Origin of the sequence: Stutzerimonas decontaminans (assembly GCF_000661915.1) — a bacterium.
Taxonomy (GTDB): domain Bacteria; phylum Pseudomonadota; class Gammaproteobacteria; order Pseudomonadales; family Pseudomonadaceae; genus Stutzerimonas; species Stutzerimonas decontaminans.
Genome location: NZ_CP007509.1, coordinates 3,454,858 through 3,471,618, shown reverse-complemented (window position 1 = coordinate 3,471,618; position 16,761 = coordinate 3,454,858). Strand labels below are relative to the sequence as shown.

Below are 16,761 nucleotides of genomic sequence, written 5' to 3'. Positions count from 1 at the left end.
GTCTACAGCGTCCCGGTCTTCTTCCATGCCAAGTAGCGTCCGACCAATGCCGGTCCTAGATCGCACGGCTGGACGTCGAGCATCGGCATGCCATTGGCGATGAGGCGTTTGTGCAGCGCCTGGCGGGCGCTCAGGTAGTCCTGCGCGCCGCAGTAGTCGAGCGCGTCATCCAGGCTTTGCACCGGCCGCAAGCGCAGCTGATCCAGCACTTCTTCGCGCAGGCTCACCAACAGCACGCGGTGACGGCGCGAAAGTCGCTTCAGCGCAGCGTGCAGCTCCCCATCGTCTTCGTCGCGTAGATTGCTCAGTACGATCACCAGTGCCTGGCGCTGCTGGCGGGCCAGCAACTGCTCGACCGCTGCGCCGTAGTCCGCCGGTTGCTGGGTGGGCTGCAGGTCGTAAAGGCTGTTCAGCAGTACGTGCAGCTGTTGTTGCCCCTTGGCTGGCGCAACATGCCGTGGCTGTTCGCCGGCGAAGGTGCAGGCACCCACTGCATCGCCCTGGCGCAGTGCGGCATAGGCAAGCAACAGGCCGGCATTGAGTGCGTGGTCGAAGTGGGTGAGTTCCCCATCCTGGCTACGCATCCGCCGCCCGCAGTCGAGCATCAGCATGATCTGCTGGTCGCGTTCGTCCTGATACTCGCGGGCAATCGGAGTGCGCGCGCGTGCCGTGGCCTTCCAGTCGATCTGCCGCAGCGTATCGCCCTCGCGAAATTCGCGCAGTTGATGAAACTCCAGCCCCAGTCCGCGCCTCGGCTGCTGGCGTACGCCGAGGCGGTTCAGCCAGATGTCGATCGCCTGCAGCCCGGCGCCGTGCAACTGGGCGAAGTCGGGGTACACCCGCGTCTCGTCGGTCAGTGGCAGCTGGCGTTTGCTGCGCCATAGTCCCATAGGACTGCTCAGCTGCATGTCGCAGCGCTGGAAGAAGAAGCGTCCGCGCCTTACTGGGCGCAGTCGATAGGCGAGTTGGCAATGCTCCCCGAGCTCAAGGCGCATGCGTTGCGGCAGCTGTTCGAAAAGCATCCCATCCGGCACGTGGTCGAATAGCTCCAGTTCGACAGCGCGGGAGTGCTCGTTGCGCACCAGCAGCTGCACATTGCTCCAGTGGCCCAGCGGCAGGTTTCCCGACAGGCTGCGTTGCAGCGCAGGCGACGGCAGTCGCGTCAGATTGAAGGCATCGACTAATGCCAGCATTCCCAACGCCAGCAACAGGCCCCACCAAGCGGACTGCCAGTGCCCGGCCTCAACGCCGAGCGCAGCGAGAATGCCAAGGAGAATGGCCAGCAGCGCCAGCGCGGTCAGCGCAACGAGCAGGCGACGTGATGGCGTCATGCGCGTGGCGCCGCGACCTGATCGAGTAGCTGCTGCAGCACCTGGTCCACCGACAGTCCTTCGATGTCCAGTTCTGCCGAAAGGCGTACGCGATGGCGCAGTACCGCCAACGCACAGCCCTTGATGTCATCTGGCGTGACGAACTCGCCACCGCGCAGCAGCGCTCTGGCGCGACCACCGCGAACCAGCGCGATCGATGCGCGGGGGCCGGCACCCAGCGCCAGGCCTGGCCAGCTGCGCGTGCTGCGCGCCAGGCGCACGGCATAGTCGAGCACCTGATCGTCCAGCGGCAGTTCGCTGGCAATCTTCTGCAGGGCCAGCACATCGCGGGCCTGCACCAGCTGGCGCAAGGCGCTGACGTCGAGCATATCGGCCCGTGCCGAACGTGTGACCTGACGCACCAGCTCCAGCTCTTCGTTCGCCTGCGGGTAATCCATGCGCAACATCAGCATGAAGCGGTCGAGCTCGGCTTCAGGCAACGGATAAGTTCCCTCCTGCTCGATGGGGTTCTGCGTAGCCATGACCAGAAAGGGCTGCGGCACGGCCAGGGCCCTGCCTTCTAGGGTCACTTGCCGCTCCTGCATCACCTCGAGCAGCGCAGCCTGAGTCTTGGCTGGCGCACGGTTGATTTCATCGGCCAGTAGAAGGTTGGTGAAAACCGGTCCCTTGCGCAGCTTGAACTGCTCGCTCTGCATGTCGTAGACAGCATGGCCGGTGACGTCACTGGGCATCAGGTCCGGGGTGAACTGGATGCGCGAGAACTCGCCGCCAAAGCAGCGCGCCAGCGCCCGTACCAGCAACGTCTTGCCCAGTCCGGGAACGCCCTCGATCAGCACGTGGCCGCCAGCGATCAGCGCAGTAAGGACGCCGTCAATGACCTCGTGCTGGCCAACGACCGCCTTGTGTAGCTCTTCGCGCAGCGCCTGGGCGAGCTGGCTGGCTCGCAGACGCTGGCTCGCTGGAGTGGCGCTCGGAGCGGCGCTGTTCGATTCGGAGGTGTGTTCGCTCATAGGGCATTCCTGAGGGTTTGCAGGTGGGCGACCTGCCGGGTGAATTCGGTGGCTGACAGGCGTTGCTGCGGCAGCGGACGCATGGCCTGTTCGATGCTGGCAGGCGGCAGGCTGGAAAGTTGTGCGAGCAAGGTCAGCTGTCCGCTGAGCGGAAGCTGGGCGAAGCCTGGATGGCACTGGCTGGCTCGGCGCTGAATGTCTTGCTGGAGACGCTGCAGGAGGCTTTGCTCGCGTTCATGGCGTAGCAGAAACTCGGCCGATCCGCGCAGATGCTCCTGCAGCTGGCGGCGCGCCGGGTTGGCGGGCGATAGCTGCGGGCCGAAGCGCTGCCCGGCATGCCAGAGTGCGAACAGCATGAGCAGCCCCAGCGCTGTGAGCAACTCTGGGAAATGACGGCGCAGTTGTGCCAGCAGACTGTCGTGTTCGCTGCGGTGCACCAGGGTTACTTCGCTGTCCTGGGTCAGGTACCAGAGCAGCCAGGCGTGATCGTACTGGTCGATGTTGCGGTTCTGCCAGATCCAGCTGTCGGTCAGTGCGGTGACCAGCCCTTCGCCGTGCTGCAGTTGCAGCATATGCGTAGCGCCTGCGCTGTTGGCCCAGGCGTGGGCGCGGTTATCGGCGTCGTAGAGATGGAAATCGGTATCGAAGGCGAGATAGGCCGGCGCGCTTTCGTTCTCCAGATACAGCTTGGTCAATTGCGGATGCTGTTCAGCAGCGGACGGCTGTGGCACTTGGGTGTCGTTATCCAAATCCCTGGTGGAGTACTGCTGCAGATTGAGTTGATCGAGTAGTAGATCGCCGCTTTTGCCGGTTTTCTCATCCCACAGCCGCTCTGCGACTATCACCAGATGTCCGCCGGCCGCCGCCCAGTCCAGCACTCGGTCGGTCTGTCCAGGCGTCATGTTGCGGCGATCACCGAGCAGCAGCAGGGTCTGGCCGCTGGCAGACAGCGACTCCAGCCCGGCGACGCCTTCGTGGTGGGTTACCCGCAGGCCAAGGTCGCGCAGGAACAGCTCGGCGGCCAGATAGTCATTGCTTCGAGCCTGCGGCGCCGGGCCATGTTCGACGACGTCCTCATATGGCTGCAATTGGCCGGCCAGCCAGATGATCAGCAGGCCGAACAGCAGGACCACAGCGGCGGTGAGAAGGCGCACGCGTGGCCGAGTCATGGTCGTGTCCTCACGGCAAACAGGGCTCGCCAATCGGCGCACAGTGCGTCGCGCACCTGAACTTCGGCCGTGCAGTGTCCGTAAGCCTGTCGTTGCCAGTGGAGGGTGAGCTGTTCAGCAAATCGCGACAAGGGCTCGACTTGCAGGTCACGTACCTGCCGCAGAACCTCGCCCTCGGTATGCGCCGCCTTCAACGGCAGCTGGAAATCGTTAAGCAAATGGCAGAGCAAGCCGCGATACAGCAGCGCCAGCGCGGCCCGTGGGTCTTGTTGCCAGAGCCGTTCGGCCTCGCCGGCGATATCGTCCGGCAGGCTTTGCGGAGCGACATCAAGGCCGAACAGCTGCGTCGGCGGCTCCATGCGGCGCCGGTTCGGCAATCGCATACGGCCGCCGAAGGTCTGCAACCACTCGCGGTAGCGCCACAGTACAAGCGCGACGAGCAACGCCAGCGCGGTCCAGAGCAGAACCTCGAGGATCTGCGCCAGGCGTTCCAGGTCACCCCTGAACGAGCCGCCCTGAAGCAGGCGCTCGATCAGGCGTGCCAGCGCACCGGGCTGCTTTTCTTCGTTGTCACCATCCCCCAGCCGCCAGCGTGTAACCGTTTCGCGGTGCTGAAAGGGCGGTTGGTCGAGCAAGGCGTCGATCCGCTCGCGGGCGGCCTCGCTGGTCATGGGCTGATTGAGCAGGCGTTTGCTTTTCGGGCCGGGCTGAGTTTCGTCGGCCTGGGGCGCGGGAGCTGCCCAGGCCAGCTGTTGCGTTGGCAGGAGCAGCAGGCTGCAGGCAAGCAGCAACATCGGCAGAGCGCCGAGCAGGCGCTGACGCAGGCGGCGGAAGGCCAGTTCGATATCCCAGGCTTCCAGATGGGTGCGACGGTTGAGATAGAGACTGAAACCGCAGGCGACGTAGATCGGCTCCCAGACGATGAGCACCAGCACGTAGAGCAGGTTGGACAGGTGCTCGAGCCAGAGCCATTCCCCGCTGAGCCCGAGCAGGTCTTCCCAGTTCCAGCGCTGAACCAGCTGCGCGGGTAAGAGGAAATACAGCGCGCCGAGCAGACCGAGCCAGAGTGCACCCTCCAGATGCACGCCGACGACAGTCAGCCAGCTCGCCGCGCGCCCGTTGCGCAGGCTCAGTGTGACCAGACGCTGCGTGCGCGCTTTGCCGGCGAGCCCCTCAAGTTGTTGCACAGGGAGGTCGAAACTGCGTGTTGTACTCAGGCGGCGCCAGGTCAGGCTGGCGAACCATTGCGATCGCAGCAGGCCAGGAAAGGCTTTCAGGCTTTCCCGGAAGCCGGGCGTTTCGCCGAACAACGCTCTGGACAGAATGTGCAGCGGTAGCCGCTCATAAAGCGGCTTCAGCCACCAGAACAACAGCAGCGCCGCGCTGGGGTGCTGCCAAAGCAACAGGCTGATCAGGCCGAAAATCGGCAGCGTGATGGCCGCCCAGGACGCCATCAACAGCTTCGCGTGGCGCCTGGCGAGCAGGGTGCCGAGGTCCAGCGCTTCCCATGGACTACGTGGGCGGATCGAGACGCAGGCATCACTCAGCTGCATGTTGACCTCGCCCGGCGAGGCAAAAATAAGCGGCGACGATCAGCCAGAGCAGCGTGCCGACGATGTACTTGATTGCAGGTGTGGCCAGGGTCATGGATGACCAATAGGCTTCGACGAACGCGGCGATGAGCAGGAAAAGTGTGGCACCACCTACCAGCTGAATACCGCGTTTGGCTGCCTGACGCAGCGCCTCGGCGCGCGTCTGTCGTCCCGGCGCCAGCAGCGCTACGCCTAGCTGCAGTCCCGCTGCGCCCGCCAAGGTTATTGCGGTCAGTTCGAAGGCACCATGACCGATGACGAACGACCAGAATGGCTGGTGGTAGCCGATGCTGCTCAGGTGGCCGGCCACTGCGCCAATCGTCAGGCCATTGAACAGGAGAAAAAACAGCGTGCCGAGACCGAACAGCAATCCGCTGGCGAATGTCTGGAAGGCGATGCCGATGTTGTTCATTACGTAATAGCCGAACATCAGCCAGTCGTCGCCGGCACCTCGCTCGGCGAAGCGACCCAGACGGCTCGCGTCCGGATCGTACATCTGTTCCATCTGTGCTACCTGATCGGGCGGCAGGACGCTGTAGACCAGCTCAGGGAAGGCATATACCAGGGCCGCCATGCCAATCAGACTGCCGTAGAACAGCAGGCTGGCGGTTAGTACGTAACGCCATTGGTCGCGGACTTCGCGCGCAAAGCCGCCAACGATGAACCCCAGCACCCGCCCTGGCAGAGGGCTGCGGTGCCGGTAGAACTGCTGATGACCGCGCAGGGTGAGCTGACGCAGCTGGTCGACCAGCTGGCTGCTGTAACCGCGAGACTCGGCTAGCGCCAACTGCTGGCACAGTTGGCGGTAGGCGGCGGGGAAACTGCTGGCTTGGCTGGGGCTCGGTTTGCCACGCTCCAGTGCGTCGAGTCGGGTGGCGAATTCATGCCAGTCCGCCTGATGCAGGCGTTCGAATGCAGCCTGCTTCATGGTGCACCTACCAGTGAGCGTGCAATGCCATGGATCTTCGTCTCGGCGTGCTCTTCGGTGGTTCCCAGGGGGGCGGCCAGAATCGAGGCCAGTTCCAGACGGCGTTCAGCAGAAAGGCTGCCATGGCGCTCGGCAAAGCCGATTAGCGCGCGTTGCTCATCGAGGGTCAGCGCGAGGGGAGTGGGGGCCGGCTCGGCTTCAGGAAGCGGAGGGCGTGCCATGGACTTTTCCTGATAGACCACCAGCGTGCCGGCCGCAAGGTCGCCGAGTCGTTTGAAGGCTGGGTGGCCCAGGCAGCTCAGGGCGCCAAGAAAATACCCGAACGGCAGCATGTCGACGAATCGCAGCAGATTACGGGTGAGCGAGGAAGACCAGCCGACCGGAGTGCCGTCGTCGTGCACGACGCGTAGGCCCAGCCAGGATTTGCCCGGTGTGCGACCTTGATTCAGCACCTCGAAGAGCACCATGTACCACCATTGCACGAGGAACAACAGCAATGTGGCCAGGCCCATGCCGAATTTGCCCAGCAGTCCGAGCGTGATAAACAGGGCCAGCAGGATGGCAGCGCGAATCGCCAAGTCGATGGCAAAGGCGAGCGCGCGAGGCACCAGCCCGGCAGGGCGCAGAAGCAGATCGATGCCCTCGGGTGTCTCGACGCGGAGGTAGGTATCGAGCAGGGCTTGTCGGTCGAGTGTGGAAGGCAAAGGTAAGGTCGTCTGAGGCCAGGCAAAGGTCGATGCTATGCGGCAACCGCCGCTGCGGCAATGCGCAGAGTCTCGTGCTTGAGCCCGGCGCGCCGATCGGGTGCGATTATGGCGAAATGCCTGCTCGATTGCAGGATGCCGTTCGCAGAGCGGTGCGCCGCTTAAACACATCTGCAGTGCCAGCCTGGTACCGGCCTGGGTCTGCGATGTGTCGGTTCGGCTGATAGACTGCAGCGCTGATCGAGAAGGACCCTCCCGTGACCCCAAGCATCTTCTGGTACGACTTCGAAACCACCGGGATCTCCCCCAGCCGCGACCGCCCGTTGCAAGTGGCGGGCATTCGCACCAACGAGGCGCTCGAGGAAATTGGCGAGCCGCTGAACATCTACTGTCGCCCCTCAGACGACATTCTTCCGCATCCTGCCGCGTGCCTGGTTACTGGAATCACGCCGTCAGTCTTGCAACAGAAAGGATTGTGCGAAGCGGAGTTCATCCAGCGTCTGCATCAGCAACTGTCCACGCCCGGGACCTGCGGTGCCGGTTATAACAGCCTGCGCTTCGACGATGAGGTGACCCGCTACAGCCTATACCGCAACTTCTACGATCCTTACGCGCGTGAATGGCAGGGCGGCAACAGTCGTTGGGATCTGATCGACCTGGTGCGTACCGCTTATGCGTTACGTCCGGAGGGTATCGCCTGGCCTGAGGAGGATGGCCGGGTGACGCTCAAGCTTGAGCGCCTGAGCGTGGCTAACGGGCTGGAGCACTTGAACGCTCACGACGCCCTGTCCGATGTGCGCGCCACCATTGGCCTGGCCAGACTCATTCGAGATCGCCAGCCACGGCTGTATGACTATCTCTTCAGCTTGCGGCGCAAACAGGCTGTGCTCGACCAGATCACTTTGCTCGAGCCGCTGGTGCATGTGTCCGGCCGTTTTTCGGCAGCACGGCATTATCTTTCCGTGGTGCTGCCGCTGGGCTGGCATCCGCGCAATCGCAATGCATTGATCGTCTGCGATCTGCAGGCAGATTCCCAGCCGCTCTTGCAGGAAACCTCCGAAACCTTGCGGCAGCGCCTTTATACCCGTCGCGATCAACTCGCCGAAGGCGAGCTGCCGGTGCCCTTGAAGTTGGTACACATCAACAAGTGTCCGGTGCTGGCACCGCTCAAGGTGCTGCGCGAAGCAGATATTCAACGGCTGGCTCTGGATATGCCGCTCTGCCAGGCTCGCGCCGCTGCATTACGTGAGCAACGGCAAGTCTGGAGCGGCAAGCTGGAGGAGATCTATCGTGAGGAAGGCTTCGTCGGAAGCGAAGACCCCGAGCAACAGCTGTATGACGGTTTTCTCGGCGACCGCGACCGGCGGCTGTGCGACCAAGTCCGCAGCCTGGCTCCTGCCGAGCTGGCGGGATATCCGTGTCGATTCGACGATGCTCGCCTCGAGGAGCTGTTATTCCGTTACCGCGCACGAAACTTCCCCGAAGCGTTATCCGCTGAGGAGCAAGCGCAGTGGCGTCGGTTCTGCCAGCAACGACTGAGCGATGATGCCTACGGAGCACCTAACACGCTTGCACAGTTCGAGGCGGGTATTGAGCAATCCATGGTTACTGCCACGCCCGCGCAGCAACAACTGTTACAGCAATGGCGCGACTACGGCCTAGGGCTGCGCGAGCGCTACGGGCTGGCTAACTAGTTCGCCGAAAGACTTTGGCAGTGCGTGGGGAAGGTGGCGGTTCGCAGAGCTGAAACTAAGGTAAAGGTAGGCAAATAAAAAACGCCATTTCCCGACATCGCTGATTAATGTCGAGAAATGGCGTTCGATTTAAACCGTAAACGCTTAGCCGAGAAGGGTGGCCCAGCTTTCCACGGTTTCGGAGCCCCACTGGGCTTTCCATTCTTTCAATGTCTTGTGATTGCCACCTTTGGTTTCAATCACTTCGCCGCTATGCGGGTTCTTGTACTGCTTCACGCGGCGCGCGCGCTTGCTGGTCGCCGGAGCTTTTGTAGCGCGCTGGCTTTTGCCGTTACGAGAGGCTTCCGGATCAAGCAGGGCAATGATGTCGCGCAGGGACTTCTGATACTCGCCCATGAGTTCGCGCAGCTTACCTTCGAACTCCAGTTCCTTTTTCAGTTTGTCGTCTTCGGAAAGCGACTTCAGGCGCTCTTGAAGTTCCTTGATGGCTTCCTCAGTAGCGCGATACTCATTGATAAGTGACATGTGACTTCCTTGGGATAGGTTTGAACGCAAGTGGCAGCAATCATAGTCCTGCGTAATCCGCAAGTAAATATAGACCTGGTTAAAAACCGACCATTTTCTTGCAGGAATATTTCATGCGCGGCAGGCGCTGGAGTGCCGGAGAGCAAGGCTTTAAAAACAATCGAAAACGTTTTTTAAACGGAAAAGTTTTTTCGATGGTTTTATGTAGTTCCTAAAAACGCTTAGCTCGCTAGCGCCTCTGCCTCATGCCGGGAAGTTGGTCAGCGGCGGTTGGCTGTCAAACGCGATGGCTGCGCTTTTACCTGCTGGGCTAGAATGCCGCGTTTCCTTTGAGCCGGAGTAACCTTTAATGCGCACTTTCAGGCTGGTCATTGCCTGTCCCGATGGCGTTGGCATTGTCGCCAAGGTCAGTAACTTCCTCGCCACCTACAATGGCTGGATCACTGAAGCCAATCATCACTCCGACCACCAGAGTGGCTGGTTCTTCATGCGTCATGAAATCCGCGCAGATTCGCTGCCCTTCGATCTCGAGGGTTTCCGTCAGGCGTTCGCGCCGATCGCCCGTGAGTTTTCCATGGAGTGGCGCATCACCGACTCCGAGCAACGCAAGCGCGTGGTACTGATGGCTAGTCGGGAATCGCATTGCCTGGCCGATCTGCTGCATCGCTGGCACAGCGGTGAGCTGGATTGCGACATTCCTTGCGTGATTTCCAACCATGACGACCTACGCAGCATGGTCGAGTGGCATGGCATTCCCTACATTCATGTACCGGTCGATCCTGCGAACAAGCAGGAGGCCTTTGCCGAAGTCACCCGTCTGGTGCGCGAACAACGCGCCGATGTGATCGTGCTGGCGCGCTACATGCAAATTCTGCCGTCGGAGCTGTGCGACGAGTTTGCCCAGCGCGTCATCAATATCCACCACAGCTTTCTGCCATCGTTCGTCGGTGCCAAGCCCTATCATCAGGCGTCGCTGCGTGGCGTGAAGCTGATTGGGGCGACCTGTCACTACGTCACCGAAGAGCTCGATGCCGGGCCGATCATCGAGCAGGACGTGGTGCGCGTCAGCCATCGCGACAGCATTGAGGACATGGTCCGTCTCGGCAAGGACGTGGAGAAGATGGTGCTTTCGCGTGGCTTGCGCTATCACTTGGAAGACCGCGTGCTGGTACACAGCAACAAGACGATGGTGTTCAACTGACGATCCGGAGTCGCCGTGACCGATCCCCTCGAGCGTGCCGTAGCCAAAGCGCCACCGATCATCGGTAGTGGCTGTACTCAGCGATACGATCCCGAAGCGTTGTCGCCCGAGCAGGGTGCCGAATTTGCTGACGCCGCGGCACTCTGGGCGCGGTTGCAGCAAGAGCAGAAGCAACCCGAGCCAGTTCCGGATGCTAATGCGAGCGGCTCGTGCGACTCCGCAGAGCGCGACAAGGAGGCTGGACGATGAAGTCAGTGATGGATCGTCTGGTGCTCGGCGCAGATGCAACCGGAGAGCCGAACACCCAGTCCCTGCGACTGGCCAACCGACACGGATTGATTGCCGGTGCCACGGGTACCGGCAAAACTGTGACCTTGCAGCGCCTGGCCGAGCAGTTCAGTGATGCAGGCGTTGCGGTCTTCGCCGCAGACATCAAGGGCGACCTGTGCGGGCTGGGCGCCGCTGGCGCACCGCAAGGCAAGATAGCCGAGCGGATCGCCAGCATGCCCTGGCTGGACCATCAGCCCCAGGCGTATCCGGTGACCCTGTGGGACGTGCATGGTCGCAGCGGCCATCCGTTGCGTACCACCTTGAGCGAGATGGGGCCGCTGTTGCTCGGAAATCTGCTGCAGCTGACCGATAGCCAGCAGGCTGCGTTGTACGCTGCGTTCAAGGTGGCAGATCGAGACGGCTTGCTGTTGCTCGATCTGAAAGACCTCAAGGCACTGTTGGCGCACCTCAAGGCTGAACCGCAGCTGTTGGGCGAGGACAGCGCATTGTTCACCGGCGCCTCGTCGCAGGCGGTCTTGCGGCGTCTGGCGACCCTCGAGCAGCAGGGTGTCGAAGCGCTGTTCGGCGAGCCAGCCCTGCAACTTGAGGATCTATTGCATCCGGCAGCAGATGGTCGGGGTCCTATTCACCTGCTCGACGCTAGTGTGCTGGTGCATGAAGCACCTAAGGTTTATGCGACGTTCCTGCTGTGGTTGCTGGCTGAGTTGTTCGAACAGCTTCCGGAACGCGGGGACGCCGACAAGCCGGTGCTGGCGTTGTTCTTCGACGAAGCCCACTTGTTGTTCGGCGATACGCCCAAGGCGTTGCAGGAGCGACTGGTGCAAGTGGTTCGGCTGATTCGTTCGAAAGGGGTGGGTGTTTATTTCGTCACCCAGTCTCCCGCTGACCTGCCGGACCAGGTTCTGGCGCAGCTTGGGCTACGTATCCAGCATGGCTTGCGGGCCTATACGGTGAAAGAGCAAAAGGCGCTGCGCTCGGTGGCCGATGGTTTCCGCGCCAATCCCGCGTTCGCAACGTTAGACGTTCTGACCCAACTGGGGATTGGAGAGGCGCTGGTTGGCGGGCTTGAGGAAAAAGGCACACCGGCGATGGTGCAGCGCGTGGCGATTGCCCCACCTCAGTCACGAGTAGGACCGCTGAGCGAAGCCGAGCGGGCGCTGCTTATCGCGCGGTCCGGCCTGCGCGGCCGATACGACAGGCCGGTCGATCGTGAGTCGGCTTATGAGATTCTCAGCGCTCGGGCAGCGCAAACCATCGAGCAGCCTAAAGGCGTCGCTGAAAAGCCTCGGCGAGGGCCGCAGGCGGCCAATGCGGATCTAGGCGATCTGGCCGGGCGAGTGGTGAAAAGTGCCTTGAGCCAGGCAGCCAGTCAGTTGGGGCGACAATTGGCCAGAGGATTACTTGGCTCGTTATTGGGCGGTAGGCGCTGATTTCACTGCGCCGTTACTTTCAGGCAGCACAATCAGCACGAGCTTTGCGCCCACAAGTCAACAGCGACGCATTCGGAAGGGCGGGCGTTATGCCTGTTCGGCCACTGTGCTTTGGCAACTCGATTGTTTTTCCTGCTCGAGCTTCTGCAGTTCCTGTTTAAAAACTTGGTCGAGAACAGTTGGTTTTTTTCGCCATGGCTTGCGCTCGGGCTCGCGTTCAGCGGCGTAAGTCGTGATTTCACCGCCATACACATTGGTGAAGCGCTGCGCCTGGCGCTCAAGTTCGGCGCGCAGTTCGTCTTTCGTCACGTAAGAGACCCTTCTTGGGAAAGTTTTTGTAAGACGCAGCTGAAGCAAAAAGAGTGCGTCTGCAGTTGTAACTAGAAATTTTGTGTTCCGTTCCTCAATCGCTTCAGCTTGTTGGACGGAGGCCAATTGAAAAGGTTTTTTCGGATCACGAGCAAGCTTGAAAAACGAGGAGTAGTTCAAAAAAGAGGGTTATTGCATATTCATTACGCACGGCGTTTTACGATTTGAAAGTATGCGCCTGCGAGCCCGCGCAGAACCAGACTCAGAATGAGAAAAACCCGCCGTAGCGGGTTTTTCTGTCTCACTGCCCGCGTTGCTAGCGAGCGACTTTGGCTTCGTTGCTCTGTTCGGCGCGCCCATAGACGTCATCGAAACGCTCGATATCATCTTCACCCAAGTAGCTGCCGGACTGAACTTCGATGATTTCCAGCGGGATCTTTCCAGGGTTGGCCAGGCGGTGTACCGAGGTGATCGGAATATAAGTCGACTGGTTTTCGGTAAGCAGGAAGGTTTTCTCGTTACAAGTCACCTGGGCAGTACCTGACACAACGATCCAATGCTCAGCGCGATGGTGATGCATCTGCAGGGAAAGGCTGGCGCCCGGGTTCACGCAGATGCGCTTGACCTGGAAGCGGCCGCCCATGTCCACCGAGTCGTACCAGCCCCATGGGCGGTACACCGCGCAGTGGTTCTTGGTTTCGCTGCGGTCCTGAGCGTCGAGCTTGCTGACCAGTTTCTTGACGTCCTGCACCTTGTCCTTGTGGGCGACCATCATGGCGTCTTTGGTTTCCACGACCACGATGTCTTCCAGGCCCAGCACCGTGACCAGCTTGCCATTGCCGTGGACCAGGCAATTGCGCGAGTCCTCGGCGATCACGTCGCCTTTGAGCACGTTGCCATTCTGGTCCTTCTCGTGCACATCCCAGATCGACGACCAGGAGCCGACATCGCTCCAGCCGGCGGACATCGGAACCACACAGGCCAACTGAGTCTTTTCCATCACGGCGTAGTCGATGGAGTTGTCCGGGCAGCAGGCAAAGGTGGCCGGATCGATCAGCACTTCGTCGCCGTTCTTCACGCTGCGCTCGAGCGCGACCCAGCAGGTGTCGTAGATGTCCGGGTCGTGCTTCTTCAGTTCATCCAGGAAGACACTGGCACGGAACAGGAACATGCCGCTGTTCCAGTAGTAGTCCCCGGACTCCAGGTAGCTCTGTGCGCGTGCTTCGTCCGGCTTCTCGACAAACTGGGCGACGCGCTTGATGCCATCCGGCAGACCGGTATTGGCGTCCTGGCTGCCACGGATGTAGCCGTAACCGGTTTCGGGGCGGGTCGGCGGCACGCCGAAAAGCACCATCTCACCGTTCTCGGCGGCATTGGTGGCCAGCGCCAGGGAGCGCTGGAAGGCTTTCTGGTCTTCGATCACATGGTCAGCCGGCAGGACCAGCAGCAGCTCGTCGCGGCCTTCCTCGATCAGCTTCATCGCGGCGATGCCAATGGCCGGTGCAGTATTACGGCCGAAAGGCTCGAGCAGAAGGCCTTGAACGCCAAGTTTGCGGGCAGCCAGCTGCTCCTTGACGATGAAACGGTGGTCCTTGTTGCACACCAAAAGCGGTTGCTGCATGCCATCAAAAGCCAGGCGTTCGACGGTCTGCTGGAACAACGTCTGCTCGCCGGTGAGCGCAAGGAATTGCTTGGGGAACGACTTGCGGGAAAGGGGCCACAGTCGGGAGCCGCTACCGCCTGAAAGAATAACCGGGATCATATTGCTTCTCCTGAATCGTTTCGAAGGTCGTTCTACTTGTCCGTGGCGCCAGCTGAAGGCGCCTGCGTGTTCGTGTTCTTCAGTTCGCTACCGCCGGGCCTGGCTGGCTGGAACGAATCGTTCCGCCCCGAAGCACCGGCTCGGGATTGCGATGTACTGGGGGTGTTCGTTTATCGCAGCGTCATGGTCAGGGCTGGATGCGTCTATCGTGCAACGCCGCTATAGGCAGCTGGCATTGAACGTCGATTGCAGCCCGGCAATGAGGTGAATAGCGCCGTCGTCGCGCGCGTTGTCGGATGGGGGTGGTGCGTTTGCATGGCCGTAACCCTCTGTTCGTGCCTTGCTCGGCGTTTGCCGTACCAGATGCCGCGTTGGTTCTGGTCGACGCCGTGGCCATTGGCCGGATGTTCAGCCGCATCACTGGCTGAGCTTGCGCTAGCGCCGAGGTCGCTTTGCGATCTAGGGCGGAGCGGTTTACAAGATTGATGACCCAATGCACGTTCATGTGCGACGTCCCTTTCCACCTGGAATTGTCGGTACGCGCTTATGATTGCCAGCTGTGCTCGATAGTTCCCACGTCAGCTACCGTTGATCGGTGAGTTTTTGACTGGGTGCTCAGCGCCTTACGGCATCGGCCAGCGTGTCGGGCGGCTGAGCGAAGATGCGCCGGCGCAGTGTGGGAAAGCCGAACGGCGATATTGGCTGCGAGGAAAAGCGGCGGAACCGGGGAGGCCGCCGCCGCGGGCTGGCGTAGTCAGCTCTGCGCAGGGTCGCGGCGGAAAACCAGGTGGTCCGCTGACGAATCGTCTGGGCTGTAGCGATAGCCATCGTAATCGAAGGCGGAAAGCTGGCCAGGATTGCCGATGCGTTCCTTGATCACCCAGCGGGCCATCAGGCCTCGTGCCTTCTTCGCATAGAACGAGATGATTTTGTACTGGCCGTTTTTCATGTCCTTGAAGTCGACATTGATGACCCGTGCATTCAAGGCCTTGCGCTTGACGGCACTGAAGTACTCATTCGACGCCAGATTGAGGAGAACGTCATCCCCTTGTTCCGCAAGTGCCTCATTCAGCCAGTTGCTGATGCGCTCGCCCCAGAACGCGTACAGGTCCTTGCCGCGTGGATTGGCCAGCTTCGTGCCCATCTCCAGTCGGTAAGGCTGCATCAGGTCGAGTGGTCGCAGCAGGCCGTATAACCCGGACAGCATACGCAGGTGCTGCTGTGCGAACAGCAGATCGCTCTCGGTGAAATCCTCGACGCTCAGCCCGGTGTAGACGTCGCCTTTAAAGGCGAGCAGCGCCTGCTTGGCGTTCTCAGGTGTGAAGTCAGCCGACCAGCTGCCGTAGCGCGCGACGTTGAGGGCCGCAAGCTTGTCCGAAAGATGCATGAGTTCGCTGATCTGCGCGGGTGAGTAATCGCGCAACTGGTCTATGAGCAGCTCCGAATGCTCCAGATATTGCGGCACGGTAAATCGTTCAGTTATCGGGGGTGTTTCATAGTCGAGCGTTTTGGCTGGGGAAATCACCATCAGCATGTACAGGTCTCCTGTCTGATGGGCGCGATTGTAGGGGGATGAGCGTGGTGGCTCCAGCTATGGGGGCCATAGCCATGGTTGACCTTCCCCACGTAGCAAGGCGCAAGCTAGGAAATGTCAACCAAGGAGTTCGTATGTCTGACTGCAACCACGCACAGTGGCAACCGCCGCACGACTACCGTCCGCTGGAGCGAACCTCCGAGCGCCAGACGTGGGCGGTGGTCATTCTGACCGGATTGACCATGCTGGCGGAGATTGCCGCCGGTTACTGGTTCAACTCCATGGCCTTGCTGGCAGACGGTTGGCATATGGCTTCGCACATGGTCGCCATTGGCCTGGCCGCACTGGCATATCTTCTGGCGCGGCGCTATGCGGCGGACCATCGATTCGCGTTCGGAACCTGGAAGATCGAGGTGCTGGCCGGTTTCACCAGCGCATTGCTGCTGGTCGTGGTGGCGTTGTTCATGATCGGCGAGTCGCTGACGCGATTCTGGTCACCCGCAGAAATCGGTTTCGACGCGGCATTGATGGTCGCAGTGATTGGCTTGCTGGTGAATCTGCTGTCCGCCTGGTTACTGCGCGATCAGCACGATCACGATCACGGTGAGCTCGCGGACGACCATTCGCATGATCACGCTTCCGGTGGAAAGGACCTGAATCGACATGCAGCCTTCATTCATGTGCTGACCGATGCGCTGACGTCGGTAGCTGCGATCATCGCGCTGCTGGGTGGCAAGTTTTTTGGCTGGGGCTGGCTGGACCCGGCGATGGGTATCGTCGGTGCACTGGTCATTCTCGTCTGGGCACGTGGCCTGTTGCGCGACACGGGCAAGGCATTGCTTGATCGGGAGATGGATGACCCACTGGTGAACAGGGTTCGGGAAGCGCTGCAACAAGTGCCGGACACTGAGGTCACCGACCTGCATCTGTGGCGAGTAGGGCGTGCGCAGTACAGCTGCATTCTGAGCGTGGTTACCCATCAGGCGCACACGGCGGACCAGTACAAGGCCGCGTTGCAGGCATTCCCCCAGCTGGTGCATGTCATTGCTGAAGTGAATCGCTGCGACGAAAGCGCACACCTTGATCGCTGACAATAACGCGCCGGAAACATGCGAGCCAAGGCCGTTTGGTCGATTCGTGAAAAAAAGCCGCATTCAACGGAAAAGACTTTTGCCTGTCATAACTTTTACGGTATTACCGAATTCAGACCGCCGAACCCTGCGACACAGGTGGCGGCTCCTGGGCAGCCCCGAATCCCCTGGTTGCCCTCGTCCGCTCACC

General features: G+C 61.0%; 15 protein-coding genes. 5 read left to right on the top strand and 10 right to left on the bottom strand.

Annotated elements, in window-relative coordinates; translation table 11 throughout:
- Positions 1-2 precede the first annotated feature (2 nt).
- Genes UIB01_RS16040 through UIB01_RS16015 form a run of 6 tightly spaced genes read right to left on the bottom strand, consistent with a single transcriptional unit; the run spans position 3 to position 6,734 of the window.
- Positions 3-1,331, bottom strand: a complete 1,329-nt coding sequence (locus tag UIB01_RS16040; RefSeq protein WP_038662641.1) for a DUF58 domain-containing protein — start codon at positions 1,329-1,331, stop codon at positions 3-5.
- Positions 1,328-2,341, bottom strand: a complete 1,014-nt coding sequence (locus UIB01_RS16035; protein ID WP_038662637.1) for an AAA family ATPase — start codon at positions 2,339-2,341, stop codon at positions 1,328-1,330. Before UIB01_RS16035 ends, UIB01_RS16040 begins: the two co-directional genes overlap by 4 nt.
- Positions 2,338-3,510 (bottom strand): DUF4350 domain-containing protein, encoded by a 1,173-nt coding sequence (locus UIB01_RS16030; RefSeq protein WP_038662633.1) that lies wholly within the window; start codon positions 3,508-3,510, stop codon positions 2,338-2,340. The genes UIB01_RS16035 and UIB01_RS16030 overlap by 4 nt, the downstream gene beginning before the upstream one ends.
- The gene (locus tag UIB01_RS16025) at positions 3,507-5,063 is read right to left on the bottom strand and encodes a DUF4129 domain-containing protein (RefSeq protein ID WP_038662631.1); all 1,557 of its coding nucleotides are present in this window, start codon (positions 5,061-5,063) and stop codon (positions 3,507-3,509) included. The genes UIB01_RS16030 and UIB01_RS16025 overlap by 4 nt, the downstream gene beginning before the upstream one ends.
- Positions 5,050-6,030 (bottom strand): stage II sporulation protein M, encoded by a 981-nt coding sequence (locus tag UIB01_RS16020; protein WP_038665888.1) that lies wholly within the window; start codon positions 6,028-6,030, stop codon positions 5,050-5,052. Before UIB01_RS16020 ends, UIB01_RS16025 begins: the two co-directional genes overlap by 14 nt.
- Positions 6,027-6,734, bottom strand: a complete 708-nt coding sequence (locus tag UIB01_RS16015; RefSeq protein WP_038662628.1) for an RDD family protein — start codon at positions 6,732-6,734, stop codon at positions 6,027-6,029. The genes UIB01_RS16020 and UIB01_RS16015 overlap by 4 nt, the downstream gene beginning before the upstream one ends.
- Before the next feature lie 257 nt (positions 6,735-6,991).
- Here UIB01_RS16015 and sbcB point away from each other — a divergent pair, with 257 nt between their 5' ends.
- A complete protein-coding gene (sbcB, locus tag UIB01_RS16010) occupies positions 6,992-8,428 on the top strand; it encodes an exodeoxyribonuclease I (RefSeq protein ID WP_038662625.1) in 1,437 nt (478 codons plus the stop codon).
- A gap of 144 nt (positions 8,429-8,572) precedes the next feature.
- Here sbcB and mvaT read toward each other — a convergent pair whose 3' ends face one another.
- The gene (mvaT, locus tag UIB01_RS16005; protein WP_038662622.1) at positions 8,573-8,953 is read right to left on the bottom strand and encodes a histone-like nucleoid-structuring protein MvaT; all 381 of its coding nucleotides are present in this window, start codon (positions 8,951-8,953) and stop codon (positions 8,573-8,575) included.
- A 349-nt stretch (positions 8,954-9,302) separates the two neighbouring features.
- Here mvaT and purU point away from each other — a divergent pair, with 349 nt between their 5' ends.
- Genes purU through UIB01_RS15990 form a run of 3 tightly spaced genes read left to right on the top strand, consistent with a single transcriptional unit; the run spans position 9,303 to position 11,875 of the window.
- Positions 9,303-10,154, top strand: coding sequence for a formyltetrahydrofolate deformylase (purU, locus tag UIB01_RS16000; protein ID WP_015277908.1), 852 nt, complete (start codon positions 9,303-9,305; stop codon positions 10,152-10,154).
- Between the two features lie 15 nt (positions 10,155-10,169).
- The gene (locus tag UIB01_RS15995; RefSeq protein WP_038662616.1) at positions 10,170-10,403 is read left to right on the top strand and encodes a hypothetical protein; all 234 of its coding nucleotides are present in this window, start codon (positions 10,170-10,172) and stop codon (positions 10,401-10,403) included.
- Positions 10,400-11,875, top strand: a complete 1,476-nt coding sequence (locus tag UIB01_RS15990; protein WP_038662613.1) for a helicase HerA-like domain-containing protein — start codon at positions 10,400-10,402, stop codon at positions 11,873-11,875. Before UIB01_RS15995 ends, UIB01_RS15990 begins: the two co-directional genes overlap by 4 nt.
- Before the next feature lie 87 nt (positions 11,876-11,962).
- On the opposite strand, the gene UIB01_RS15985 is transcribed toward UIB01_RS15990, so the two are convergent.
- The 3 genes from UIB01_RS15985 to yaaA all read right to left on the bottom strand — a co-directional run bounded on the left by UIB01_RS15985 (position 11,963) and on the right by yaaA (position 15,480).
- The gene (locus UIB01_RS15985) at positions 11,963-12,184 is read right to left on the bottom strand and encodes a hypothetical protein (RefSeq protein WP_038662608.1); all 222 of its coding nucleotides are present in this window, start codon (positions 12,182-12,184) and stop codon (positions 11,963-11,965) included.
- A gap of 316 nt (positions 12,185-12,500) precedes the next feature.
- Positions 12,501-13,946 (bottom strand): mannose-1-phosphate guanylyltransferase/mannose-6-phosphate isomerase, encoded by a 1,446-nt coding sequence (locus UIB01_RS15980; RefSeq protein WP_038662605.1) that lies wholly within the window; start codon positions 13,944-13,946, stop codon positions 12,501-12,503.
- A gap of 754 nt (positions 13,947-14,700) precedes the next feature.
- Positions 14,701-15,480 carry a peroxide stress protein YaaA gene (yaaA, locus tag UIB01_RS15975; protein WP_038662602.1) on the bottom strand — a complete coding sequence of 260 codons (780 nt, stop codon included), beginning with the start codon at positions 15,478-15,480 and terminating at the stop codon, positions 14,701-14,703.
- A gap of 134 nt (positions 15,481-15,614) precedes the next feature.
- Between yaaA and dmeF the strand changes: the two genes are divergently transcribed.
- Positions 15,615-16,571: a CDF family Co(II)/Ni(II) efflux transporter DmeF gene (dmeF, locus tag UIB01_RS15970; protein ID WP_038662599.1), complete on the top strand. Its 957-nt coding sequence runs from the start codon at positions 15,615-15,617 to the stop codon at positions 16,569-16,571.
- Positions 16,572-16,761: the final 190 nt, after the last annotated feature.

Excerpts from the sequence above, each read along its gene's own strand:
- yaaA (WP_038662602.1), bottom strand. The coding sequence starts at position 15,480 with ATGCTGATGGTGATTTCCCCAGCCAAAACGCTCGACTATGAAACACCC.
- dmeF (WP_038662599.1), top strand. The coding sequence starts at position 15,615 with ATGTCTGACTGCAACCACGCACAGTGGCAACCGCCGCACGACTACCGT.
- UIB01_RS16040 (WP_038662641.1), bottom strand. The coding sequence starts at position 1,331 with ATGACGCCATCACGTCGCCTGCTCGTTGCGCTGACCGCGCTGGCGCTG.
- UIB01_RS16035 (WP_038662637.1), bottom strand. The coding sequence starts at position 2,341 with ATGAGCGAACACACCTCCGAATCGAACAGCGCCGCTCCGAGCGCCACT.
- UIB01_RS15980 (WP_038662605.1), bottom strand. The coding sequence starts at position 13,946 with ATGATCCCGGTTATTCTTTCAGGCGGTAGCGGCTCCCGACTGTGGCCC.
- UIB01_RS16025 (WP_038662631.1), bottom strand. The coding sequence starts at position 5,063 with ATGCAGCTGAGTGATGCCTGCGTCTCGATCCGCCCACGTAGTCCATGG.
- mvaT (WP_038662622.1), bottom strand. The coding sequence starts at position 8,953 with ATGTCACTTATCAATGAGTATCGCGCTACTGAGGAAGCCATCAAGGAA.
- purU (WP_015277908.1), top strand. The coding sequence starts at position 9,303 with ATGCGCACTTTCAGGCTGGTCATTGCCTGTCCCGATGGCGTTGGCATT.
- UIB01_RS15990 (WP_038662613.1), top strand. The coding sequence starts at position 10,400 with ATGAAGTCAGTGATGGATCGTCTGGTGCTCGGCGCAGATGCAACCGGA.
- UIB01_RS16030 (WP_038662633.1), bottom strand. The coding sequence starts at position 3,510 with ATGACTCGGCCACGCGTGCGCCTTCTCACCGCCGCTGTGGTCCTGCTG.
- UIB01_RS16020 (WP_038665888.1), bottom strand. The coding sequence starts at position 6,030 with ATGAAGCAGGCTGCATTCGAACGCCTGCATCAGGCGGACTGGCATGAA.